21 protein-coding genes are annotated in these 24,431 nt (G+C 40.2%); 2 read left to right on the plus strand and 19 right to left on the minus strand.

Annotated elements, in window-relative coordinates:
* Positions 1-77: 77 nt before the first annotated feature.
* The 17 genes from AC04NP_RS22720 to AC04NP_RS22800 all read right to left on the minus strand — a co-directional run bounded on the left by AC04NP_RS22720 (position 78) and on the right by AC04NP_RS22800 (position 20,923).
* Positions 78-1,043: an AAA family ATPase gene (locus tag AC04NP_RS22720; RefSeq protein ID WP_482862252.1), complete on the minus strand. Its 966-nt coding sequence runs from the start codon at positions 1,041-1,043 to the stop codon at positions 78-80.
* 40 nt (positions 1,044-1,083) lie between these two features.
* Complete coding sequence (locus AC04NP_RS22725) at positions 1,084-2,436, minus strand: peptidylprolyl isomerase (protein ID WP_482862253.1); 1,353 nt, start codon at positions 2,434-2,436, stop codon at positions 1,084-1,086.
* Positions 2,411-3,313 carry a peptidyl-prolyl cis-trans isomerase gene (locus tag AC04NP_RS22730; RefSeq protein WP_482862254.1) on the minus strand — a complete coding sequence of 301 codons (903 nt, stop codon included), beginning with the start codon at positions 3,311-3,313 and terminating at the stop codon, positions 2,411-2,413. Before AC04NP_RS22730 ends, AC04NP_RS22725 begins: the two co-directional genes overlap by 26 nt.
* Positions 3,279-5,507: a peptidylprolyl isomerase gene (locus tag AC04NP_RS22735; protein ID WP_482862255.1), complete on the minus strand. Its 2,229-nt coding sequence runs from the start codon at positions 5,505-5,507 to the stop codon at positions 3,279-3,281. Before AC04NP_RS22735 ends, AC04NP_RS22730 begins: the two co-directional genes overlap by 35 nt.
* A 118-nt stretch (positions 5,508-5,625) precedes the next feature.
* On the minus strand, positions 5,626-6,048 hold the full coding sequence (locus AC04NP_RS22740) for an ATP-binding protein (protein ID WP_482862257.1): 423 nt from the start codon (positions 6,046-6,048) through the stop codon (positions 5,626-5,628).
* A complete protein-coding gene (locus AC04NP_RS22745; RefSeq protein ID WP_482862258.1) occupies positions 6,048-6,383 on the minus strand; it encodes an STAS domain-containing protein in 336 nt (111 codons plus the stop codon). Before AC04NP_RS22745 ends, AC04NP_RS22740 begins: the two co-directional genes overlap by 1 nt.
* A 42-nt stretch (positions 6,384-6,425) precedes the next feature.
* A complete protein-coding gene (locus AC04NP_RS22750) occupies positions 6,426-8,381 on the minus strand; it encodes a GAF domain-containing SpoIIE family protein phosphatase (protein ID WP_482862259.1) in 1,956 nt (651 codons plus the stop codon).
* Positions 8,382-8,586: 205 nt separating this feature from the next.
* On the minus strand, positions 8,587-10,059 hold the full coding sequence (gene guaB / locus AC04NP_RS22755; protein ID WP_482862260.1) for an IMP dehydrogenase: 1,473 nt from the start codon (positions 10,057-10,059) through the stop codon (positions 8,587-8,589).
* A 183-nt stretch (positions 10,060-10,242) separates the two neighbouring features.
* Positions 10,243-11,139 (minus strand): type IX secretion system ring subunit PorN/GldN, encoded by an 897-nt coding sequence (gene porN, locus AC04NP_RS22760; RefSeq protein ID WP_482862261.1) that lies wholly within the window; start codon positions 11,137-11,139, stop codon positions 10,243-10,245.
* An 18-nt stretch (positions 11,140-11,157) separates the two neighbouring features.
* Positions 11,158-12,750 carry a type IX secretion system motor protein PorM/GldM gene (porM, locus tag AC04NP_RS22765; RefSeq protein ID WP_482862262.1) on the minus strand — a complete coding sequence of 531 codons (1,593 nt, stop codon included), beginning with the start codon at positions 12,748-12,750 and terminating at the stop codon, positions 11,158-11,160.
* 39 nt (positions 12,751-12,789) lie between these two features.
* A complete protein-coding gene (porL, locus tag AC04NP_RS22770) occupies positions 12,790-13,599 on the minus strand; it encodes a type IX secretion system motor protein PorL/GldL (RefSeq protein WP_482862263.1) in 810 nt (269 codons plus the stop codon).
* A 59-nt stretch (positions 13,600-13,658) separates the two neighbouring features.
* Positions 13,659-14,696, minus strand: a complete 1,038-nt coding sequence (gene porK, locus AC04NP_RS22775) for a T9SS ring complex lipoprotein PorK/GldK (RefSeq protein WP_482862264.1) — start codon at positions 14,694-14,696, stop codon at positions 13,659-13,661.
* 211 nt (positions 14,697-14,907) lie between these two features.
* The gene (locus AC04NP_RS22780) at positions 14,908-15,864 is read right to left on the minus strand and encodes a PorP/SprF family type IX secretion system membrane protein (RefSeq protein WP_482862265.1); all 957 of its coding nucleotides are present in this window, start codon (positions 15,862-15,864) and stop codon (positions 14,908-14,910) included.
* Between the two features lie 120 nt (positions 15,865-15,984).
* Positions 15,985-16,758: a uroporphyrinogen-III synthase gene (locus tag AC04NP_RS22785; RefSeq protein WP_482862266.1), complete on the minus strand. Its 774-nt coding sequence runs from the start codon at positions 16,756-16,758 to the stop codon at positions 15,985-15,987.
* Between the two features lie 35 nt (positions 16,759-16,793).
* Positions 16,794-17,957, minus strand: coding sequence for a DUF4271 domain-containing protein (locus AC04NP_RS22790; protein ID WP_482862267.1), 1,164 nt, complete (start codon positions 17,955-17,957; stop codon positions 16,794-16,796).
* Positions 17,950-18,975: an MraY family glycosyltransferase gene (locus tag AC04NP_RS22795; protein ID WP_482862268.1), complete on the minus strand. Its 1,026-nt coding sequence runs from the start codon at positions 18,973-18,975 to the stop codon at positions 17,950-17,952. Before AC04NP_RS22795 ends, AC04NP_RS22790 begins: the two co-directional genes overlap by 8 nt.
* A 217-nt stretch (positions 18,976-19,192) precedes the next feature.
* Positions 19,193-20,923: a BamA/TamA family outer membrane protein gene (locus AC04NP_RS22800; RefSeq protein WP_482862269.1), complete on the minus strand. Its 1,731-nt coding sequence runs from the start codon at positions 20,921-20,923 to the stop codon at positions 19,193-19,195.
* 74 nt (positions 20,924-20,997) lie between these two features.
* Between AC04NP_RS22800 and hemW the strand changes: the two genes are divergently transcribed.
* Complete coding sequence (gene hemW, locus AC04NP_RS22805; protein ID WP_482862270.1) at positions 20,998-22,125, plus strand: radical SAM family heme chaperone HemW; 1,128 nt, start codon at positions 20,998-21,000, stop codon at positions 22,123-22,125.
* A 56-nt stretch (positions 22,126-22,181) separates the two neighbouring features.
* On the plus strand, positions 22,182-22,547 hold the full coding sequence (locus tag AC04NP_RS22810) for a hypothetical protein (RefSeq protein WP_482862271.1): 366 nt from the start codon (positions 22,182-22,184) through the stop codon (positions 22,545-22,547).
* Between the two features lie 19 nt (positions 22,548-22,566).
* Here the strand turns inward: AC04NP_RS22810 and AC04NP_RS22815 are convergent, their stop codons facing one another.
* Both AC04NP_RS22815 and AC04NP_RS22820 read right to left on the minus strand, forming a co-directional pair.
* A complete protein-coding gene (locus tag AC04NP_RS22815; protein ID WP_482862272.1) occupies positions 22,567-23,292 on the minus strand; it encodes a LytR/AlgR family response regulator transcription factor in 726 nt (241 codons plus the stop codon).
* 1 nt (position 23,293) lies between these two features.
* The gene (locus tag AC04NP_RS22820; protein ID WP_482862273.1) at positions 23,294-24,322 is read right to left on the minus strand and encodes a sensor histidine kinase; all 1,029 of its coding nucleotides are present in this window, start codon (positions 24,320-24,322) and stop codon (positions 23,294-23,296) included.
* Positions 24,323-24,431 lie beyond the last annotated feature (109 nt).

Raw genomic sequence — 24,431 nt, forward strand, 5'->3', positions numbered from 1 at the left:
AAATAAAAATACAGCTAATGCTCGGGTTGTACAACAGCCACGAGACGCTTGCACCATACTTTTACAGCAACCGAAAACTACAACAACTTTTCAATAATGTCATCCACGGTTATTCCTTCGGCTTCTGCCTTAAAATTCCTTACGATGCGGTGCCTCAGGATGGGTTTGGCCACTGCCCGCACGTCCTCGATATCAGGAGAATACTTGGCATTTAAAAGAGCGTTACATTTAGCGGCGATAATAAGGTATTGTGATGCCCGTGGGCCTGCGCCCCACTCCAGATAGTTATTGCTGTACTCGTGTGCAATTTCTGTTAACGGCCTGGTTTTATGAACAAGTCCCACTGCGTACTCAACTACGTTATCGGCAACAGGGACTTTTCTAACCAAATGTTGATAACCGACAATCTCCTCTCCTGAAACTACCTCATCGATCTCGTTAACTTCACTGCTGGTAGTGCTTTTAACAATATCAATTTCAGACTCATAGGTAGGATAATCCAGTAAAATATTAAACATAAACCTGTCTAACTGGGCTTCCGGAAGCGGGTAAGTACCCTCCTGCTCAATCGGATTTTGTGTCGCCAATACAAAAAAGGGCCGTGGAAGTTCGTAGTCTTCTCCGGCAATAGTAACCTTGTATTCCTGCATCGACTCCAACAAGGCCGCCTGGGTCTTGGGGGGTGTTCTGTTGATCTCATCAGCCAGAATAATATTAGCAAAAATCGGCCCTTTGATAAACTTAAAATTACGTTCTTTATCTAAAGTTTCAGCACCCAAAATGTCAGAAGGCATCAGGTCAGGCGTAAACTGAATACGGCTGAAGCTAAGGTTTACAGCCGATGATATGGTGTGAATTAACAATGTTTTCGCCAGGCCCGGCACACCGACAAGCAGAGAATGTCCCTGACAAAAAATTGAGGTCAACAATAACTTAACCACCTCATCCTGGCCTATGACAACCTTTGATATTTCAGTTTTTAATTTCTGGTAGCCTTCAAACAAGGCGTTTGCTGCCTCTACGTCGGAACTATATGCTTTCATTATACTATTTGTTTAATTTCTCTTTCCTCCAATTAAGTGATTATTTGAGTATATCGCATGAATTATATTCCTCATCGATGTTAATAAAAACCTCCCCTTTTGCCTGGTCAAACCATTCGGCGATCACTCTGTTTCTTTTTTGATTTAACTTGGCATGATAAAGCTTTTGGTAATCATCCTTAAGGTTGGCCTGATGGGGCCTTTTGCTGTCTTTGTAATACAAAATCCTAACCGCCTGCTTGCCATCGGCTCTTTTATAAGTCAATGGTTTAGTTATGGATCCTATACTCATCGTATCTATGGTGAAATAAACAGTAGGGTCCAGTTCTTTTACGGAAACGCTATTAGACCCATTGCTGTCAAGAAAATAACCACCACTTGAAGAAGTACCCTTATCTTCCGAATGCTCCGTAGCAGCCTTCTCAAAGGTAATGCTATCATTCTTTATCAGCGTTCTTAAGCTATCCATCTCCTGAATGGTTCGCTCTATATCCTCAGAAGTGGTTTCCGGAATAAGAATGATATGTCTCGAGTGATACAGATTGCCTCTTCTATCCAACAACTGGACGATATGAATGCCAAATGAACTTTCAAAGGGCATGGAAATATCGCCGGGTTTCAAACTCAACGCAGCCGCTTCAAATTTCGGATCCATAACCCCGCGTGGCTGATAACCTAAATCGCCACCACTATTCTTAGCCGCCGGTTCCTGTGAATATTTCCTGGCCAGTGTACCAAAATCTTCACCCGACAATATCCTGTTTCTCAAGCCCAGCAATTCCTGCTTGGATTTATCTTTTTGCGCTTCACTCAATGTGGGAATTTTAACGATTTGTCCCACTGTCACCTCTTTAGAAAAAAACGGCAAGCTATCACTGGGAATAGACTCAAAAAAGTCTTTTACTTCGGCCGGTGTTACAGAAACATCCTCGGAAATCATCGTTTGCATTTTCTGGATGATCATCTGTTCCTTCTCCCTTTCCCTTAGTTCATCACGAAACTGTTCAATGGTTTTACCATAATACTGCTCAATCCTTTCCTCAGAGCCTATCTGAGAAATAAAGTATTGAAGTTTTCTTTCCAAATTGCCGTCTACCTCCTCATCAGCTACCACCACGGAGTCTATTTCAGCTTTTGCAACCAACAGTTTGTTGGTAATTAGGCTCTCCAGGATTCGGCATCTTAAATCGGGGGGTGTCGACTGCCCACTTGATAAATAATCATAGTAGGCATTTTCCAACTCAGACTTTAACACTATGTAATTGTCTATTTTTGCGATGATTTTATCAATCACCTGCAAATCCCCGTTTTGGCTGAAAACAGGATTTACAGCCAATAAAAAAACCAAACAACTGCCCAATAAATATCTATTGATTAAATATTTCGATTTCATTACTCTCATTTGCTTTACTATAAATATCTTCCTCCAGCTTATCGATCAATTCAACTTTTCTTTTGTGCAAAATTATATTTCGGATTTGGTCTTCCACAAACTCCATGGGAGAGATTTCATCCGATATTTTGTAGCTATTTATTTTTAAAAAATAGATACCATCTTCATCCTTTGCTTCATAGTGGCTGTTATTCCTTAGAAACTGTACCTTATTGGGAATAGACATTAAAGGTGAATTAATAATTATCTCATCAAAATTCAGCCACGCATCTTCTTCTAATGAATAGTTTAACGCAAATTGGACACAATAAGATCTCAATTCTTCCTTATCTTCAGGTTTTTCAGCCCGAAAAAGCTTTCTGAACCTGCGTATTTTGGGTGCATTTACAGGTAATTTGACAAAGGCACCTTTAAAAATATTCTGTTTAAGTACAAAATTATCTTTTTTACGCTCATAATAACTCGCGATTTCACTGTCCGAAATAAGCGTATCCAAATGATTATTCACATACTCTTTTTTGAATTCATGCGCCAGTATGGCGTAGCGGTAATCCAGGATTTTTCTCTCAATTTCTGACTGGTCAAGCGCCAGTTCACTTTCTGCCCGGGCAATAATCAATTGTTTTTTAAACCAGTTTTTGACATAATTATTGACCCGTTTGGCACTGTCCCGTTGGGACATATTTTTACCTATCACCCCTTCTAAATCCCTGGGATACAGAAATTTGTTATACACCCTGGCAACAGGTTTTTCTGTAGTATTTTGGAACTCCGAGTCCTGTTTAAATTTAAACCAGTCACATCCGCTAAAGCAAAAATACCCCAGCAGGATCAAGCAAAACCTAGCTTTTTTGAAGCTTTTCAATGACCTTTTCAAATGCAATGTTGTTAATTTTTACCGGATACTTTACTTTCAATTCATTAATCCATTCTTTCTCCAAATAGTTCTGGTAGTCGGAAATTACGACTCCTTTGATCTCATCTAACTCCTTTGGTGCAGCAGGCAGTATATCCCGGATAATCACCCGGTAATAACGACCATCTGATTCAAAAATTGGAAAATCCCCAATCCCCCAGTTTACTTTATTCAATATTTCATTTTCACCTTTTTCAAAAGTGCCTTCCTTTATTTGTACGGCAAGGGCATCGTTGGTATTGAACCGTTTCTCCAGATTTTTCGCCTGAGAAGACAGCAGTTTGGCGGTGATCTGCTCATGTTGATCCGTCTCTTGCAAAGTTATTTGATCATTCATGACACCTTTGCCCATCATATATTCTTTAATGCTTGCCACACCTTTATCGTTGCCCGGAGCAAACTGAATTAGAATCTCTTCGCCCATACCTGCCATCAGATGGTTGACTAACCCATCGACCTCCTCATATATATGGCTGCCTCCCGAATTATCATCGGATAAAGATATAGTGTTTACTGCAAACTTGGAATTTATTTTTAAGGCGCTTATTTCTTCCAGTATGTCTTTTGCAGCAGCATCGACCACTATGGCTTCAGCCCTTTCTTTCCATACATACATTTCCCTGTGCTTGTCAAAAAAACCGGTAAGTCCCATGGAGTCTTTCATGGCTTTAGACCAGACTTTTCGATCCATCAGTTCGAATAACAGGATCCCCTCGTAATATTCTTTCAATAACATCCGGTAATCTTCATATTTATCGGCCAGATGGGCTTCTTCAAAGGCCACCAAAGTCTGCTCTTCAAATTGTCTTAAGTAGTCCCTCATCAGTGTTTCCGGTGAAGTACTACTCCGGGGGCGCTGTTTTTCACCCAGAAAATGAAAAAAGCTATCAACCTGTATCACATTACCTTCGATGGTAAACAGGGTTTCAGGAGCCAAGGGATGGTCTTCGGCTATTTGCCATTTACCTGACAACAGGCTGTTGTCTGCTAATGCAATAACTTTGTCCACATTATCCTCATAAGCCACATATTCATTTTCTTTCTTCAGCCGGCTGATTAAAATCTTTTTATTCAGGTTTGCCCTGCTATCTCTTTCAATCTTTTCTTTCAACGGCCCCGCCAATTTCTCAAATGGTTCTATACCCTTTTTTTCTTCAAGCCTGATGATATGCCAGCCATAAGGGGAAAGTACAGGTTTTGAAATGTCTCCGGGATTTTGCAGACTAAAAGCCGCATCTTCAAAGGCCGGGTCAACGTTTCCGGTGCCTATCCATGGTAACTGTCCTCCCTTTTTTGCCGATGACAAATCCTGTGAAAACTGGCTACACAAAGAATGCCATGCTTCCCCTGCCATTAAACGCTCATAAATCCTATTGATCTTTTTCTCGTTTTCTCGCCTGACATCCTCAGGCATGCCCTCATTGCTCCTGATCATGATATGTGACGGTTTCACTTTGCCTCTTGACGGTCTTTTATCATTGACGAGCAGGATGTGATAGCCAAACCTTGTTCTAAACGGCTCGGACACATTTCCTACTTCCGTAGTATAGGCTGCATTTTCAAAAGGATAAACCATACGCAATGCTGAGAAATAGCCAAGCCTGCCACCATTTTTTCCGGTTGATCGATCCTCGGAAACTTCTTCGGCTACTGATGTAAACGACTCACCCTGCAAGATCCTGTCTCTGATCTTCAATATGCTGTCATATGCTTTGAGTGTATCCTCAGGTTCAGCCGACTGATTCAGCCGCAACAATATGTGCGAGGCATCGATTTCATACTTCATCCGGTCGTAGGCCTCCTGAACCAACTGTTCAGTTACTTTGCTTTCGGTAAGATAGGGTTTGGCCAATTGCTTTCTGTATCCTTCAAGTTCGGTTTTAAAAGACGCCTCCTTGTCCATGTCCAGCGCCAGGGCCTCTTTCACTTTCAGTTTAAAATTGATGAAAAGCCCCAGGTATTCTTCTACATCCTTTCTGTCAAATATGCTGTCTTTTTTGAAATTATTTTTATTGTATACATATAAAAACTCTTCTGAAGTAACGGGTGTTTCCCCAACTTTGAAAAGGAAGTCATGACCGCGGGTTGGATTTTTGGTAGATTGGCACGAAGTGATCAGGACGATTAAAAAAACTAGTTTTGTTACCTTTTCCATTGAAAGCAATAATGAATAAAAGCGCTACAATTTTAGTGATTTTTTTAATGAGTACCTATTAATATACAGGCATACTGGCTGATTCTCGACTTATTATGCTGATTAATGATAATTAAATTCAGTGGTTTTCAAATTTTTTGTACAGCTTACAGACGTTTTTCTTGGGGGATGATTTAAACTCGATATGATCCATGATCCTTTTTACCAACATCAACCCTAGTCCCCCCTTTTTCTTATTTCTTACAATATCATCCAAAGATGGTTCTTTATAATTCAAAATATTAAACCCTTCTCCCCGGTCAATGATCTCGAAAGTGACCCCTTGGTGCTTGGCGTCAATATTCATATTTAATTCAAGAGACTCATTAGGATCACAATCATGAGAATGTATAATCAGGTTAGCACAAACTTCATCCACCGCCAGAACAATCATATTAATCTCTATATCATCAAGATTATGCTTTTTCAGGTTTTTACCTATAAAATTCCTGATTGCTCTTAGCTTTTTCTTGCTACAAGGTGCCTTAAAATTATACTTCATTAGCATAATGACTTAGCGTCTTCCAAATTTTTTGAAATTTTAAGCAGTTGATCTAATCCAAGAATTTCAAACACGTTTTTCACCTTGTCACTAAGACCAAATAGCACCAAGTTAATATTCTGAGATTGGAAATCCTGAATATAAGACATAAATACCCCAAGACCTGCAGAAGAAATGTAACTTAAATTATTACAGTCAATCAAAATCTTTTTAAAATTCTGTTCGATTGCCTTGCGAAGGGCTTTATCTAAGTGTATCGAAGAACTAGCATCAACTTCTCCCTCCAGCTTGATAATCAAAAAGTCCTCCTCGGTTTTGTTAGAAATATCTATCATGAGTTATTAACGTAATATTAACATAAGTGTTCTTTACAACAATTATTTAAATTTGATAATTAAGGCAGAATAATCGTCATAACGGGATTTACCACCTACAAATGTATACAAAGTTTCTAAAAGATCCCTTTGAATCGAATATGGATCCATGGAAGCATGATCATCCAGGAATGTTTTAAGTCTTTCATAACCAAACTCTTCTTCCAGTTCATTTCTAGCCTCAGTGATCCCGTCAGTATATAACATCATTATATCGCCGTTCCCATAGTCGATGTGATTGACTTCCACATATTTTTTATAATTATCGTTTCTTAAAATACCTAATCCAAGGCCTTTATTTTCAAAAAAGTCAGCATAGCCCTTCCTATGGTTATAATATAATGTAGGACAATGGCCCGCCCTTGAAAACTCAATGGTTTTCTCTTTTGTATTAACGATGTAAAAAGACAAGGTGATAAACGAAGTTTTCTCCAGGCACTTGCTCAGGGCATTGTTAGCGTGGATCAAAAATTCCTTGGACGACAGGTCGAGCTGAACCAGGCTGTAGAATACACCTTTCATTTGCGACATGTTAAACGCGGCACTGGTACCTTTGCCGGACACGTCACCGATTATCAATACATATTTATGATCACTCAACGGGTATGTGTCATAATAGTCCCCACCCACTTCATCGGCTGAGACTGAAAATCCGCTGATGTCAAAACATGCGTTGCTGATGAGATTGCTGGGTAGCAGGCTTTTTTGAACCTTCTTAGCGATCTTTAATTCCTCTTTGTACCTTTCGTTTTCGATGGCTTCTCCCAACAAGCGGAAATTTTCGATAGAAATACAGGCCTGGTTGGCAAAAGTCCGGATGATATCGATGATCTCTTTGTTGAAACCATCATTTACGTCTTTCAACAAAGCCATAATGCCGATTTGACTTTTTTGTACAATAAGGGGAACCAACAGCGAAGACCTGAATTTTGTATCTTTAATACTGGCCGTAAGCTTGTTGACGTTGCCAATGCTGTAAATTTCCGTTTCCAGGAGGTTTTTAATTTTGCTTTTACGGATAGCCTCTTTGATCCTCCTGATATCTTTTATGGCCAGGTTATCGGTTCTTAAATATTTATTCTCACTATTATTTTTAAAAATTTCTATCCAACCGGCACCTGCCAAAACAGCACTGGAAGAACTGTCGAGAAGTATTTCCAGAACCTGTTCCTCGTTTTTGCCTCCCTGTATAGATTGGCTTAGTCTTTGAAAGTTAATGACATCTTCAAATTTCTGCTCAAATACCGACGATGTGGGCAGGTTAAACAGGATCACCAGCAATGAAAAGATACAGTAGGTCAAAATGAAGCCAAATAGTGCGCGCACAAAAACATTATCCAGCAAATCGGTAATAATCACGGGGCCGTTATCTTCACTGTAGGTCCGCAGATTTATAAAAAAATAAACGAGATAAAGTATGACCAGGATGATCAGCAGGATACTCTTCCATTTTTGTTTGAAGTTCAGGTAAGCCACCCATTTCAGGTTAACAGACAATATTACTCCTAAAAGCAACAGTGTCAGTAAAATGATGTTGTAAGCAAGATCACCTAAAACCTCAATGCCAAAGAAGTTTAGCAAGATGGAGCAAAGCAGCGAATATTCAAATATCTGCCAAAGTATGAGCAGTTTTTTTGTTTTCTGATAAAGGATTAATCTTTTCCAAACAACCAGGGTCGATATGATGAAAGCAGATATTAACCCAAGGTTTATGTGGTAAAAAAAGTTAATCAGGTAAGGGTTTTCAGCGAGATTTGAGGACCCTACCATCAGATAAAAAAAACGGATAGCAAATGACACAATGGTCGCCAGCAATCCTGTAACGAATACCCGCCACAGCAGATCTATAAAATTGATGCTTTCGGCCCTCTCGATCCTTATCTTGTAAAAGACAAACAAAGATATGAAGAACAAGTCCAGCAAAAATGCGGATACCTCACGATGAATTCCAACATTCATGCTGTTAGAAATTTCAAAGAGGATGAATAAATCCAGAATTAGCAAAAACAACCAACTAATTACGGCAACAATTACGCTAATCCTTACGATATGTTTGTTTGAAAGCATTAAAAAAAAGCGACCCAAATGTAAGTCGCCAATTTACAAAATATAATTTTTTATAGGGTATAATCATAATTCAAAAGTAGTCCACCATGATTTTGAATTATTTACGGCTGTAATTAGGTGCCTCCCTGGTAATATAAACATCGTGGGGATGACTTTCTCTGGCTCCCGCGGCTGTAACTTTTACAAATTTTGCTTTTTTCAACGCCTCGATATCAGATGCCCCGCAATACCCCATGCCGGCCCGCAGACCTCCGACCAGTTGATACAATACTTCCGATACCAACCCCTTAAAGGGAACCCTGCCCACGATACCTTCGGGCACCAGTTTCTTGATGTCATCTTCCGCATCCTGAAAGTACCGGTCTTTAGAGCCTTCGCCCATGGCTTCCAGCGATCCCATGCCCCTGTATGTTTTAAACTTACGCCCCTCGTAAATAATCACCTGGCCCGGCGCCTCTTCAGTACCTGCCAACATGGAACCAATCATCACACTGGACCCTCCGGCAGCGATCGCTTTTACCACATCACCCGAAAACCTGATCCCGCCATCGGCGATAACAGTAACACCTGAGCCTTCCAGCGCTTTGGAGGATTCGTAAACAGCCGTCAGTTGAGGCACACCCACACCTGCAATGACCCGGGTTGTACATATACTGCCCGGACCAACACCCACTTTTACAGCGTCTGCCCCCGCATCTGCCAGTGCTTTGGCTGCTTCAGGGGTAGCTATATTCCCGACTATCAATTCCAGGTCGGGGTATTTTGATTTTACACGCCGGCAAGTATCAATCACTCCTTTGGAATGTCCATGAGCCGTGTCAATGCTAATGACATCCACCCCCACATTGATAAGCATTTCGATCCTTTCCAGTATATCCTCGGTTACCCCTACCGCAGCGCCCACTCTCAACCGTCCGTATTCGTCCTTACAGGCATTGGGGCGGTCCATGTTTTTCAGGATATCTTTATAGGTGATCAGGCCACTTAATTCGCCATTCTTATTGACAATAGGCAGCTTTTCAATTTTGTATTCCTGAAGGATATCCTCGGCCTGGTTCAAATCGATACCCTCATCTGCAGTGATCAGGTTATCCCTGGTCATAATATCGACCACCGGAGAAGATAAATCCTTGTGGAACCTAAGATCACGGTTGGTAATAATTCCCGCCAGTTTATTGTTCTGATCGATGACCGGTATACCCCCTATTTTATATTCCCGCATAATGTCCACAGCATCTTTTACAGTGGAGTTAATATCCAGTGTTACGGGATCAAGAATCATCCCGCTCTGAGACCTTTTCACCTTCCTGATCTGGTTAGCCTGCTGCTCGATGGGCATATTTTTATGGATAAAGCCGAGTCCACCCTCCAGGGCCATTGAAATCGCCAGTTGGTATTCGGTAACGGTATCCATGGCCGCCGAAACAAAAGGAATGTTTAACCTGATATTTCTGGTAAGCCGGGTACTGGTTTCCGTGTCTCTTGGAAGCACTTCGGAGTATCCCGGAAGTAGCAGTACATCATCATAGGTAAGGGCTTCGTAAAGCAGTTTAGAAGGGTCGGTATGCATAGCAAATAATCTTTATCATGTTATTTGCCAGTCAAAAGTAATTAGATTGGATGAGAATTAAAATAAAAATGAAAATGAAAATGAAAAATACGCACCGCAAATCTTTCTATTTCATTTTCGCTTTCATAAAAAAAGGAGGTGAAAACACCTCCTCAATAAATATCTCTAGCTAAATTATTCACCTTAATAATCCCATAAATTATGCTCCATTTCCATCAGCTTATGCTCGAGATGCTGGGAAGCCATAATACCCTCTCGCGGACTTCTGTTGTAGATATCTACAATTTCCAGATTTTCCGGATTGGCTATCTTAGTCATTCTGGCGCTAAATAACCTTAAAGTAAAGGCATCGGCCAGATTTTTGTGTTCTGCACTATTTTGAGGATTAAACCAAATAGCTTCTTCGGGCATACTTCTGAATAAGGCTACCAGATCAATGTATTTGAAAGTTCCAATCTGCTTCTGCAACCCGGTGGTGGATGCGAAGGTTGACGCCGGAATGATCAAGGTCACAGCCTGAATATCATAGTATAATCTGGATCTTCTTTTGTCAAAAATCACATCTTCCATTAACTCTAAAATGGAAACTTCATTGGGGAAGAAGTAATCCGAAGGTTTTGAAGAAGCATCGGCCGCCTCTTCGTTGCCCCAGTCATCGCCACCTTCATCGTCGCCCCAGCCGTCATCTCCTTCATCTCCCCAGCCATCATCATCACCAAAGCCCAAAGCTTTTTCCTCTTCCGTCAATCCACCGCCTAAATCCGGCATTTTGAGGTTCTCAAGGAATTGTTCCTTTGACATCCTGGTTTTCAAAGAGTCATTGGCATAAGGATGTAAAATCCCTGCCTGTACCGCCTCTATGATGATTTTGGTAATTTCATTGTTGAAAGCAAAGAACGGCCTGTTCTGCTTTTCCCTCAAATCCATTCTTCGCCATACCCGTTTCTTAAACATAACATCATGATTAAGTATGGGATATACCGAATTCGGATTGACCGTCAACTCACGTTCCTGGGCGTAGGAAAAACTTCCTGCCAGGAGTAACGTGATCATCAATAGTGCACATTTCATTTTTATCATATCACCGTGTTTTATATGTTAGTTAAGAGGAATGGTAATAAATTTATTAGTTACCGCAGTATTTTCTGTATCATCCCTGAAATTTCTCCTCTTAACAGTCTTAACTTCTATTGACAACCTGTCACCAGGTTTTGCATTTCTCATCAAATTGGTCAGGTTTACTTCCTGATTGCTAGCGTTCATAGGCGAACCCACTGCCCTTGGTCCCCTTGCCAAAGTAATTGTCCATTTTGTAACTCTATAACGCGCATCTTTCGGCAAAAGTGTGGAGAAGCCTTCTTCGGCAACCGCTTGGATTTTAAGACTTCTCATATTGGAAATCTTTTCCCCGACTTTTTGGTTCACCGGCTTACCCTTGTTAAATAGTTCGGCAGTAGGCTTTGGTACGGGCTTCACTTTAAATTTCTCTGTTCCGATTCTGTTTCCACCACTACTTACCGTCATTCTGACTTCTTTAGCATTAGGTACGATCGTTACTTCACCCCGGTTTTTTCCTTTATAGTGCTTTCCACCTGTTATGCTGAAGTTAGGATTATAAGAAGTTCCCAGTGCAGGAACATTTACCTGTAACTCGTTACCACAACCTAAGTACAAAGCCTGGACTGAAGCGGACTGGATTTGGATAACGGGTTTGGCCACAAAATATTCAACTTCTGCCACATAGGTGGTATCACCTCCACCAGGTTTGGTAATGGTGATTTCTCCTTTATATGTTTTTTTAGCCAAACCTTCTTTATCGTATTTTCCCGGGGAAGCAGTAAATTCCACAATCCCCATACCGTTTTCCACTTTAATGTCATTTCCATCTTTTTTCATGGTAGGTGTTACGGCTGAAGAAGAAGCTGCTATGAACATTTCAGCCTTATATTTGGCGCCCGCCGCTACAACTTTGGACTCAGGCCTTACCATTACTTTGATGTCATCGAATTTAAGATCGGCAGCCCCTACGTCTGTGGCTAATTTTGTCAGTGCCGCCGTTTCATTATTAACTACCTGCGCTGCAAACTGGCTAATTTGGGCCAGTGCGGCAGACATGGGTGTTTGCGCAAAAGTGACAGTTTTAAAATCTTTTTTATTTTGATTTTCATTCTTGGCAAAAACCGGATTATCCTTGGCATCCAAAGCAAGCGGACTAAATTTCAATCCTGAAGCCTCAGAAAGATAAAGCGAATAATTATTTAATAGCTCTTTCATTTCATCGGCCTTTGGGTCTTTTCCCTTCAGTAAAAGATTGGCTACTTTTTCTTCATTGGCAACATCATTGAAATTTCCATCTTCATCTCTGCCTCCTGTTGCCTTAATAATTTCATCTTTGTAGGTCTCCAGTTGAGAAAGCACTTCGCCGGTTTTTTTTCTAATATCCTGCGCTTTTTTCATGACCGCAACATCCTTCGGTCTGTTTCCGCTATCTTCTACCTGCTTTTCAATGCTGGCCAGGGTTTCGTTATTTTTGGTTTGTCCTTCAACCACTGTTTTTTCCAGTGTACTGTTGATAAAAACGAATTTTTCAAGTACACTCCGGCTGACATTGAGAGCGAGTAAAGCAGTAAGAACCAGGTACATCATACCTATCATCCTCTGCCGCGGGGTTTCTTTTTTACCACCTGCCATAATCTTTTTTAATTATTATTTGTAAAAATAAATCGCAAATTACCCAACTTTCATGGCTGCCAGCATGTTGCCGTAAACCTGGTTAAGTGATGTTAAGTTCGATGTCAAGCCAGACATTTCACGTTTGAATTTTTCAGTTTCTTTGCTGGCTTCCGACATACTTTCCATCGCAGCAGAAACATTTGAGTAGAATTTGTTCATGGCCTTCAGGTGACTGTTGGCATCCTGTAATTCCATTTCGTAAACGGCATTCAATGCCCCCAGATTCTTGGTAACACTCTGCACTTGTGAGTGATACTCTTTGGCATCCTTAGAAGCATCGGCCATGGTTGCCATAGCACTTACGGTATTGGCATATGACTTATTCATATCCAGCAATGACCTGGAAGCGCGTTCTACATTTTTGGCATATTCGTTAGTGGCAACGGCAGCCTCACTTAAATTAGACATTTGCGAAGCTGAAGCAGCCATATTTTTCATGCCTTTTCCTAAGCTATCTATCAGTTCAGGACCAATTTTTGAGCTTTCCAGCATATGATCTAATTTCTTGGTTACGGAACCATTGCTTCCACCCTGAGATGATATTCGTGCGGGAGGGCCATCGTAGTCCTCAGAAAGTTCGGGATACACTTTTGACCAATCCGGTTCTGCGTGTCTTGGCTCAAAAGCACTGAAAAAGAATATAATAGCCTCAGTCGACAAACCAACCATCAACATGGCATCCGCCCCTTCCCAGTGTAAGATTTTAAATAAAGCTCCTACGATTACTATTGCGGCACCGATACCATATATCTTGGGCATGATAGTACTGTAGAATAGTTCCGAAAATCCACCTTTTTTTCTGCTCATTGTAATAAATATTTAAGATTTTATAATTAACTAAAGAATTTCTATGTCAGTTATATTCATTAAAATTCGTTTCCTGAAGACCTGCCGAGGTAGGTCATGGCACATCTGAAGCCAATGTAAGCCCTGGTTGAATCTTTGTGTTCATAAGTCCTGGTGCCGGTCTCGAGATAATAGGCTATATCTTTCCATGATCCGCCCCTGACTACTTTTTTAGGCTCGTTATCGTCAAAAAATGTGGGGTTAAGGTCCCATACAAGCGGATACGACGCAGGATCAAAGGCATCTTCACACCACTCCGAAACATTGCCTGCCATATCGTAAAGGCCGAAATCATTAGAAAAGTATGAGCCTACCGGCGAAGTATAATCATGACCATCGTCGTGATAATTACCTCTGCCAGGCTTAAAGTTGGCCAACATACAACCTTTGGAATTTCTTATGTAAGGGTTACCCCAAGGGTACTTGGCATTAGGACGGCCACCTTTGGCAGCATATTCCCATTCTGACTCAGTAGGGAGCCTGAAATCAGGCATGGCCCAAAGGCCGCTACTTACTCTGTAGTCATTGAGGTGTTTGGTTCTCCAATCAGAAAAATATTTGGCAGCTTCCCAGTCTACGCCTACCACAGGATAGTTATCGAAAGCCGGGTGCCAATAGTAATATGCCGCAACAGGATCACCGAAGTGATGTGTGAAATCCTTGATCCAAACAGTAGTGTCAGGATAAAGTTCCTGCATCACAAAATCTTCTCCCAGCACTGTCAAGGAATCTTCTATGATGGCATCCATAAACTGGCGATACTCATTGTTTGTAATTTCCGTATCGTCCATGTAAAAGCCACCGATTGTAATTTGCTTGTTAAAATTGATTTGTGTGGCCGCAATGTCTTCATCAGCCTGCCCCATGTGAAAGGTTCCTCCGGGGATCGACACCATGCCGTAGGGAACGGTCATTACCCAGCCTTCTCTGCCCTGGACGCCAATCAGCTCGCCCCTGCTGTCGCCCGTTCTTCCTCCAAGCAATCCACAACTTTGTAATGCCAGGGGCCCTACCACAATAAGGTAACAAAGAATTTTTTTGATCACGTTTTTATTCATAACACCTTTTAGTTTTAAAAATTCCATTTTCCTGCTTTCTAAGCAAAGAAGTCCAAAATTATCACTTAATGTTTTGCTATCACACTAATAAATTCTGAAATCTGTATGTTGTAATATTTAGAGAGAATTTTAATAAAAACACTTACACACACTATTTAAATACGAATAAATCGTATATTTTATTTTTTCTCTCGGTTAATATTTCAAAAATTTAATGCCTAAATCTGGGGGTCCTGATAATTTTTTTACTTCCAACAGGCACCGCAGGTAAAGTATAACTCAAAACCACCTCATGAGAAGTAGGTTGTTTGGCATCCTGACCGGCAATAATGTAGTCAAATGAATAGCCAATCCTGAATGCTTTTTCTTTACCCAAGGCATAACCCAAAATCACGATGGCGGCATCTGATTGCCTAATGCCAAGCCCACCCCAAAATTTATCATCATAGTTGCCAATCACTGTACCTTCTACCGAATATGCATTAAAATCTGTCCTTACAATGATAGAAGGAGACAGGATCAAATTATTATTAAAATCATAATCATAACCTGCGGTAAATGTCAAATGATTTACCAGAGGATTTCTTAAGGCGTCTATCCCAAAATCGAATTCACTTTCTATTAAGTGATTTACGCTAACGCCTACGTAATAGGTTTCGGTAACATAATAAGCGCCCGCTGCCATATCCGGTCTGATTTGAGATTCCCGCCCTGTTCTTAATATCGGATCATCGGGGTTAACAGCCCTGTACTGATCAAAATCTATTGATTGCGAAAAAACGCCTGCCCTCAAACCAAAACTTAATTTGGCATTTTTGATCGACAAATGATAAGCATAAGAAACCTGTGCTTCCAAATTATTTACTGGTCCAAGATCATCATTTACAACATGAACCCCGGCGCCACTTCTGAATCTTAATATGGGCGTATTAAGACTTACCATCTGCGTATTGGGGGCCCCTCCGCTTCCATCGAATGTTGTGCTAAATCCGGCCCATTGAGATCTGTGAATGGCAGTCAGCTTTGTAACACCTTCAACACCTGCATAAGCCGGATTGTAATAGAGCGTGTTGAACATATATTGGCTGAACTGGGCATCTTGCTGTGCCGATACCATGCCGATATATGTTAAGCTAACCCATAAAGTCAGTGTAAACTTCCTTCTCATAAAAAAATAAAAACAAGTGTCTATAAAGATAGCACATTTTTCAGTAATGATTCTATTTGATCTAACAACTAGAACGTCAGAAAAGTGCTATTGTTTTTATATTTTTCGGAAGAATTTACTTTAAATGCCGTTTGCCTTTTTGATGTAAAGCTCAATAGCGCCAGTCATTGAGGGGGCATTGGGTAGTGGAGCTTCTATGTCCAGATTTAACCCCGCCTTTCTTACAGCTTTTGCCGTCGTTGGCCCAAAAGCTGCTATTCTCGTGTTGTTTTGCTTGAAATCCGGAAAATTCACAAACAGTGAGTTGATTCCCGAAGGACTAAAAAAGGCAATAACATCATAGTTAACATCTGCCAAATCGGACAAATCACTGGCTACTGTTTTGTAAATTATTCCTTCTGTGTAATTATATCCGTCATTTTTAAGAAAATTCGGGATATCATCTTTCCGGATGTTGGAACACGGAAAGATATATTTTTCATTTCTATGTTTCTTTAATATCTCTATAAGATCAGCGGCTGTTCTCGTACCAGTAAATATTTTTCGTTTCCTGATTACTATATATTTTTGAAGATAATTTGCCGTCTGTTCTGAAATACAGAAGTATTTCATGTCATTAGGCATTTCAATTTTGCTCTCACTACACAAACGAAAAAAATGATCTACAGCGTTTCTGCTCGTGAAGATAACCGCAGTATGATCCAAAATATCAATTTTTTGCTTTCTGAACTCCTTAAAACTTATCGGATCAATCTGAATGAACGGCCTGAAATCAACCTTTATACCATACTTTTCAGCCAATGTAAAATAGGGAGATCTTTCACTAGATGGTTTGGGTTGGGAAACTAAAATACTTCTTACCTCTCGTAGTTTTTCTTCAGTATTTCTTGTCATATCTTCACCTGAACTTTAACTCGATAATGCGTAAATCAAAAATCTAAAACGAAAATTTTGAAGCCAATTATGAGTGGCAAAATTTCTGTGGTGCAAAGGTATGAAAATAAATATAGATTTCTAAATGTTGATAATCTTAAAAATTTAAGATATAACAAAACAATTCTCACCACTGACAGAAAGGCAACCAGATAGATTACCCATACAAAATGACCGGGTGCAGGCAGGTAATAAGCCAGCAGAAGAATGACCATAAAAACTGATCCTGCACTGTAGATAAAAATAGATATCCTTACAAACTCAAAAAAGTGAATTTGGTCCAATTCTCTCAAATTCATCATAGTTGAAAGCAGTTTAATCAGTACATATTTTGCCAGCAACAATAAAAATATTATTAATGCCAGGCTTATCCATCGGGAAATGCCAGCCCCCAAGCCTTCCATACCGACCTTCAAATAGGGAAGTGGCTCACCTAGCAGGGTGAGCACTACAACCAGCATGTAGGAAACAAGAAGGCAGTGTGTAAATACAATTAATATATTCGGCCAGTTAAATGTTTTTAACGTAGAGATGTTATCGTATCTCAGTTTGATACTGAAGACTTTGCTCAGGCTATAGAACTCTCTGAAATTTCTGGGGTTTAAATTGTAAACGGCGCTGAGAATAATCAGGAATAATAACAATGCCAAAAGGTAGAAATTTTTGAATAAAGGATCGGTCCTGGACGAGATTTTGGCCATCAGTGAATCGACCGAGTGGTTAGTCGACAGGTTTTTGGACATCAGCAGGGTTTTGTATCTCCCGGGATCCAGTGACTTATGGTAGACGGTAACGAACAAGTCCTCCCTATTATAGCTACCAAACAGGCTATCCGGATCAAATGTAATACATCCGGCATCTTTATAAAACCCCACAATTTGCTTTTCTATGAATAGTGAAGACGCTTTTTGAAAACAAAGTATGAGATGGCAATTGTTGGCGCTGGTTTTATTCAAAATAAAACTAAAACTACTGATAGAAGGGGATGTGTTCTCGACAAAGGGTGCATAGGTTTTATAACGGTTGTTATATATAAGCCAATCTTCTCTCAAGTCTGCTTTGATGCTATCCCCTGTCATCTCTCCCAGGCAGACGTACGGGGCAAAAAAAATAAACCACAGGATAGCACCAATCGCAATTAGTCCCTGCTTCCTAGGCATTTACCTTGTTTTCCTTTCTTTCTCTTACGGCAAAGTCCAACAACAAGCTGACAAAAACCATAAATACTAGCATGATAAACAATAATTGGAAATTGCCGAGTTTATCAAACAATATCATAAAGCCTATGGAAATTAGGTTCAGACTAACAAGGATCAACAAGGCTGACACCTGGGAAAATCCCATGGCCAAAAGCCTGTGGTGAATGTGGTTTCTGTCGGGGTGAAAAGGCCATCGGCCATTCAGAATTCTGATCGTAAATACTCTCAAGGTGTCAAAAACCGGGATTATGAGTATGCCAATGGCAATGGCAGGGGCAGATTCTACTACTTTCATCTCAATAAACCGGATGGCTAAAACTGAAATGATAAAGCCGCACAACAATGATCCGGTGTCACCCATAAAGATCTTGGCTTTATAAATGTTGTATTTCAAAAATCCTATTACCCCCCCGGAGAGGCTCAACGCTACAAAAGCATAGGGGTTTTCATAATAAAAGAAGTACACGCCAAAAGTCAGTGATATGATCAATACCACACTTCCTGCCAATCCATCCATGCCATCGATCAGGTTGATCGCATTTGTGATGCCAATGATTACCAGGAATGTAAAAGCGTAACTACTGCCGGGATCGAGGTCATAAATTCCAAAAATACCCTGAAAGCTCGTTATTCTTACATCGCCAATCACCATAACAATTCCGGCGGCTAGCAACTGTACAAAAAATTTCTTGAATGCGGAAACGCTGATAATATCATCTTTCACCCCGATAAAAAACATAATCAAACAGCCTGCCAGTAGCTGCTGAACCCCATAAGTCAGGTTGCCAAAAATAGTAATGGCTGACATAAATCCTGCAAAAATGGCCAATCCGCCCAATCTGGGTGTTAAAGATTCGTGAATGGTCCGGTGATTGGGCTCATCCAGCAGCCTTTTGGTATATGATACGAAAATTATAGATGGTACGGCAAAAACCGATACCAGAAATGACCACAAGAAAGTTAAGATTATATCAAGCATAAATTCCCCCAAATGTACTCGCAATTTATCAGAATTAATATGTTTAAACAAAAATTACAAGCACTAAAGATTTATAAATTAAATAAAAAACTTACTCCATTGAATTTCGATTCAGCGTCATAGCATAGCTCGAAGTCGTAATGTAATAGTCATAGTATGACTAGAGCTATGACTTTAGCAACATTTACTATTCAAAAATATATACAATCAAAGCCCCTTAAAACCTACTGGTATATCCAAAATGTATTTTAGAAAGACTAAAACTAAACGGCTGATCATTTGACCTGCCCAGCGCATAGAGAAAACTAAAAATCCCAGTGTTTGTACTGAAATTCAATCCCACTCCTAATCCTGAAGGATAATCGGTAATATCGAAATTTGTAGCCTTGTTGGCAAGATAAGACTGATCGAAGAAAAACAGCAAAAAGGATTGTCGATCAAGGTAGTATTTCAGATTTACATTGGCCAACAGGTATTCGGAAGCAAAGAAAAAGTTTTCATTAAAACCCCGCAAACTTCTAAGCCCTCCCACACGATACAGGTCATTCAGGAAAAGCTGGTCATTTAACACCTTGCCCCCTGTTAACCTGGTGTTTAAAACCCATTTTTTGCCGACGCGGTGGTATTGATCAAAAGCAAAATTCAATTGATATTGCACAGAGTTCAAATCAATTGTATCATAAATCACCGGGCTAAGACTTGCATTTCTTCTGATACGTTTATTTCCTAATTGTCCGTCAAAACGCACACTCACTCCCCTGGTTGGATCGATCATGTCATTAATGTTACTCCATTGGTAGCCCAGACCGTATGAAGTTAAATCAAAGTCCAGAACATCGGGAAACTCATCAGTATCAGCAAACTCGAGAGAGGACAAGGTACTTGCCGACTTGTTCCGGACAAAAACATGATAGGTACCTGATCGTCCGGGGTCAAAGTAAACATGCAAATCAAAATGCCGGTTCAGAAAGGTGGTATCTTCCTTGAGCAGATTAAAGCCCAGGGAAAAACTGAGCGGGGCACTGAGCAAATTAGGATGAAAATAGGCAACGTCCAATGCCTGGGATTGCACCTGTAACCGTTGCCAGGTGAATTCCAGGCGCTTTCCCGATGAAAACAAATCATGAAGCTTTAAATCGAACTGCCCGGTTATCAATAACCTGTTACCCTCGCGTTCATTGGGCAGTACACCAATTATTCCATCTAGCTGGTTGACTTTTCTTCTTTCTAAATTCAGATGGTAAGTGGCCTGATTGTTTTGAAACGTAACATAACCCGCATCTGCCGGTTTCAGGTAAGGCAACCTGCTTAATCTCGTTGTGGCGCGGTCTATTTTATCAAATTCGAAGGGTTTACCTGGCATTATTTTTAAAAAGGAGGAAAGGAATGTCAACTTTGTTGTGGAGGTTCCCTCCACTTTGATGGTATCAAAAGTGATGTACGGCCCGGGGTCATACTTGATACTGGCCCTGAATTCATGATCATTTAAGGCGAGCGAATCAAGCTTTATAGAGGCAAAAGGGTAGCCATTATTCTCTGTGTAAGCCAAAAGCCGGTTAAACAATCTTGCAATTTGGCTATAGTTAAAAGGTTTATCTAAAAAGAACTTTTCCCGGTAATCGATCTTAGTCAGTAATTCCTCCGGCACATTGCCTTTTCTCAAATAAGCCAGCTTGTAAGGTGGGCCGGATTCGACTCTCAACTCGATGGTATCTCCCTGCTTCCGCCGGGGTTGAATGCTTGCAGCGATATATCCGTTTTGATAGAGCTGCTGATAGATGTTATTGAGGTAACGAGGGAATGCCACAGAATCCAGCATTTGGTCTTTAAACGACACTGGCAGCGTTACGTCCGGGTTGTTTTTAATGACAACAAAATACTTTTGCTGACCATTGACCAGGGTGATAAATGCAACCGAAAATATTATTATGAAAATTAATTTTTTCAAATGATATAAAATTAAAACCTTTGGGCAACATTTAAAGTGCAAGAAAATCAAATAACACTAAAATTATTATTTAATTGGCTGGTATTTATGTACATATCCCTTTTTGCAAAAAAGCATGCCACTATTGTGATTTTCATTTCTCAACAAATACTGGCTATATCAACGCCATGATAGAAGCGATTGCCCGGGAGTTAAAATTACAAAAGAATTACCTGCAGGATGAAGATATCAACACGATCTATTTTGGTGGTGGTACCCCATCACTGCTAAATAAAAGGCAGATTAACCTGATTTTATCCGAAATTTATACAAACTATCATGTAACAGACAGCCCTGAAATTACCCTGGAAGCCAATCCGGATGACCTGACTTATGATAAAATGGCTGCTGTCAAATCCTGTGGTATCAACCGGTTAAGTATCGGTGTTCAGTCATTCGATGACAAACAGCTATCATTTATGAACAGGGCACATACAGCCCGTGAGGCAATCGAATCGATTCGTACAGCCAAATCTTCAGGTTTGAACAATATTACCATAGACTTGATGTATGGCCTTCCGAATAGTACCTTAGATTCCTGGACAAGCGACCTGGCACAGGCCATGGCGTTGATGGTGCCACATATTTCTGCCTACTGTCTCACCATCGAGCCGCGTACGGTATTTGGTCATCGCCATAAAAACAAGAAGCTGAATCCCCCGGAAGAAAACATGGTTGTCGATCAATTTGAGTTATTGGTGCGGACTTTAAATGAAAATGGATATTTACACTATGAAATTTCAAGCTTTTGCCTGCCAGACATGTATTCACAACACAACAGCAATTATTGGAAATTTAAAAAATATTTGGGGGTAGGGCCAAGTGCCCATTCATTTGATGGCAATTCCAGGCAAGCCAATTTCGCAAACAATCATTTGTACCTTTCTAAAATAAATGAAGGCGCAATTCCCTGCCAGGTTGAAAAACTGACGCTTAAAGACAAAGCCAACGAATACTTGCTGACCAGTCTGAGAACCCACTGGGGGTGTGATCTTTACTTTTTGAAAAACCAGTTTAAAGTCAACTTGTCAAAAACACATGCAAAAACCATTGATAAGTACATCGATACAGGGCTTATTATTGAAAAAAACGGGGTCATATATTTAACCACAAGGGGTAAGCTGGTAGCAGACAACATCATTCGGGATTTTTTCATTTTATAAAAAATTATCCAAAAAAAGATTAAAATTGTTATATTTGAGCCCATAATATGAATGCCATGTCCAGCGAAGAAAAAAAAGCGTTTTTGTTGCTAAAATCAGTAATTTTCCATTACCATGGACTGGATGAAGATGAGCAGAAAATCTTGGATGACACAGCCCGGGAGCTAAAAGCGGAAGCTGAGCTTGAATGGGCTAATGAATTTATTTCGGAAGATTATTATACGGCTTTTGACCGGGCCAGGATTTATTTAAATGATGTATTCAAAGGGTCGGACAAGAAAAAACTGCTTTCTTATCTGGATATGGTCTGGAAAGCCAATAATCAAAAGGGTTATATCACGGAAATGGAAGCGACAGCTATGTTAAAACTGGCCAAAGACTGGGAAATTGAAAATGAGTTGATCTCCATGGTAAGAGGTTAAGCATCGCTGCCTTTGCCGGTTAAAGACTCATCATGTCCTTAAATTTTGCTGCCTGCCTTCTGCTCACCTCTACTTTTTCCCCTCCTTTTAATTGTACCATTAAACCTCCGTTGAACCAGGTTTCAATGTTTTCTACCCAATTCAAGTTAATAATGTGCTTTCTGCTGGCCCTGAAAAAGGTCCTGTCATCCAATCTTTCATCCAGCGCGTTCAGGGATTTATGTATCATGGGTTTATACTGTTCAAAATAAACCTTGATATAGTTGCCGTCAGATTCAAACAACCGTACATCAGACAATCTCACAAACCAGCATTTGTCACCATCTTTTACAAAAACCTGGTCGTTTAACCCCAGTTTGCCCTTTTGAACAGAAGCATGAAGCTGTTCCTCTTGCTGTTGGTTTTTTGAAAGCTTTTTTAAGGCGTCATTAAGACGTTCGGGTTGGATCGGTTTCAAAACATAATCGAGCGCATTTACTTCAAATGCCTTTAACGCGTACTCATCATAGGCAGTGGTAAAAATTACCTTAGGCACCGCATCCAGCATCTCCAGCAAATCAAACCCGGATTTTCCAGGCATTTGAATATCTAAAAAAAGTAAATCCGGTTTTAGGGTGTTGATTTTTTCATAAGCATCATCGGCATTAATAGCCTCGCCCACAATCTCTATATCCGGATGTTCTGACAAAAGAGATACCAGTTCTTTCCGTGCCAGCCTTTCGTCATCTACTATCAAAGCGTTCATATCAGGTTATTTTAGGTATTACAACATCGGTTAATACAAAATCTTCATTTTCATTTAAAATTGAAAATGAGGTTTCATCACCGAACAGCAGTTTAAGTCTTTGTCTTGTATTTTCTATGCCATATCCACCATGCTTCATCAATACACCGTTCAGGTATTGTCCGCTGTTTCGTATCTGAATATTCAGTTTTGCGCCATCTACATACGTATTTACCTTGATCAACCCGCCTTCAACCAGATTGGAGATACCATGTTTAATGCCATTCTCAACCAGGGTCTGAATCATCAGTGGGGGTACTTCAAAGTTGTTGGAGTCGGGATGAATATCAAATTCTGTTCTGAGCCTTTCTTCAAAGCGAATGCTTTCCAGGTCAAGGTAGTCTTTCACGATTTGCATTTCTTCGTTAAACTTTATCAACCTGCGCTCATCCATCATCAGTGAATTTCTGAGAATATTCGATAACTGCGTAATGGCAATTTTTGATTTTTTAGGATCCTCATCCACCAGCGCCCTAATACTGTTTAAAGCGTTAAAAATAAAATGGGGGTTAAGCTGGGATTTGAGCTTATTCAATTTTATTTCATTGATAGTAGCTTCAAATTTCAGGGTGGTACTGTAGTTTTCGAAGTAATGATACAGGAAATAGATCAGATTCCAGAAAAGATACAAAATGGAAAAAGCTGCGAACTGGAATAGAAACTGGGCAAAAAAACTTATTCCCTGAGATGAAAGGGGATCAATAAAATAGTAGATCAATACCACAAAGAAGGCATTGAGCAAAGACAGGACGGCAATCATGAATAGCACCCTGGGTATCAACTTTGGCATTTTGAGTCTCAGCCAATTTCTTTTTACAACAAAATTGCGGTAGATGTGTGTGGAATAAATTGAAAATATGGAAACCAGTACCGGGCCCACCAAATCTTTTCCATCAAAACCATCGGTGATAGCTTTAATGCCCAGATTAAAAAATGTCCAAATTGACCATCCCCCAATTTGACAAATCCAATATAATCTGGTCTTATTCATAGATCCCTGACGATCAAATTCAATCCAAATTTAACCATTCGCCGTGAGAATCGGTGGATTATTTTATAAATGGTTGTATTTATGGACAGGGGGGTGTTTTATGAAATAC

It is taken from the genome of Agaribacillus sp. DX54 (assembly GCF_056858335.1).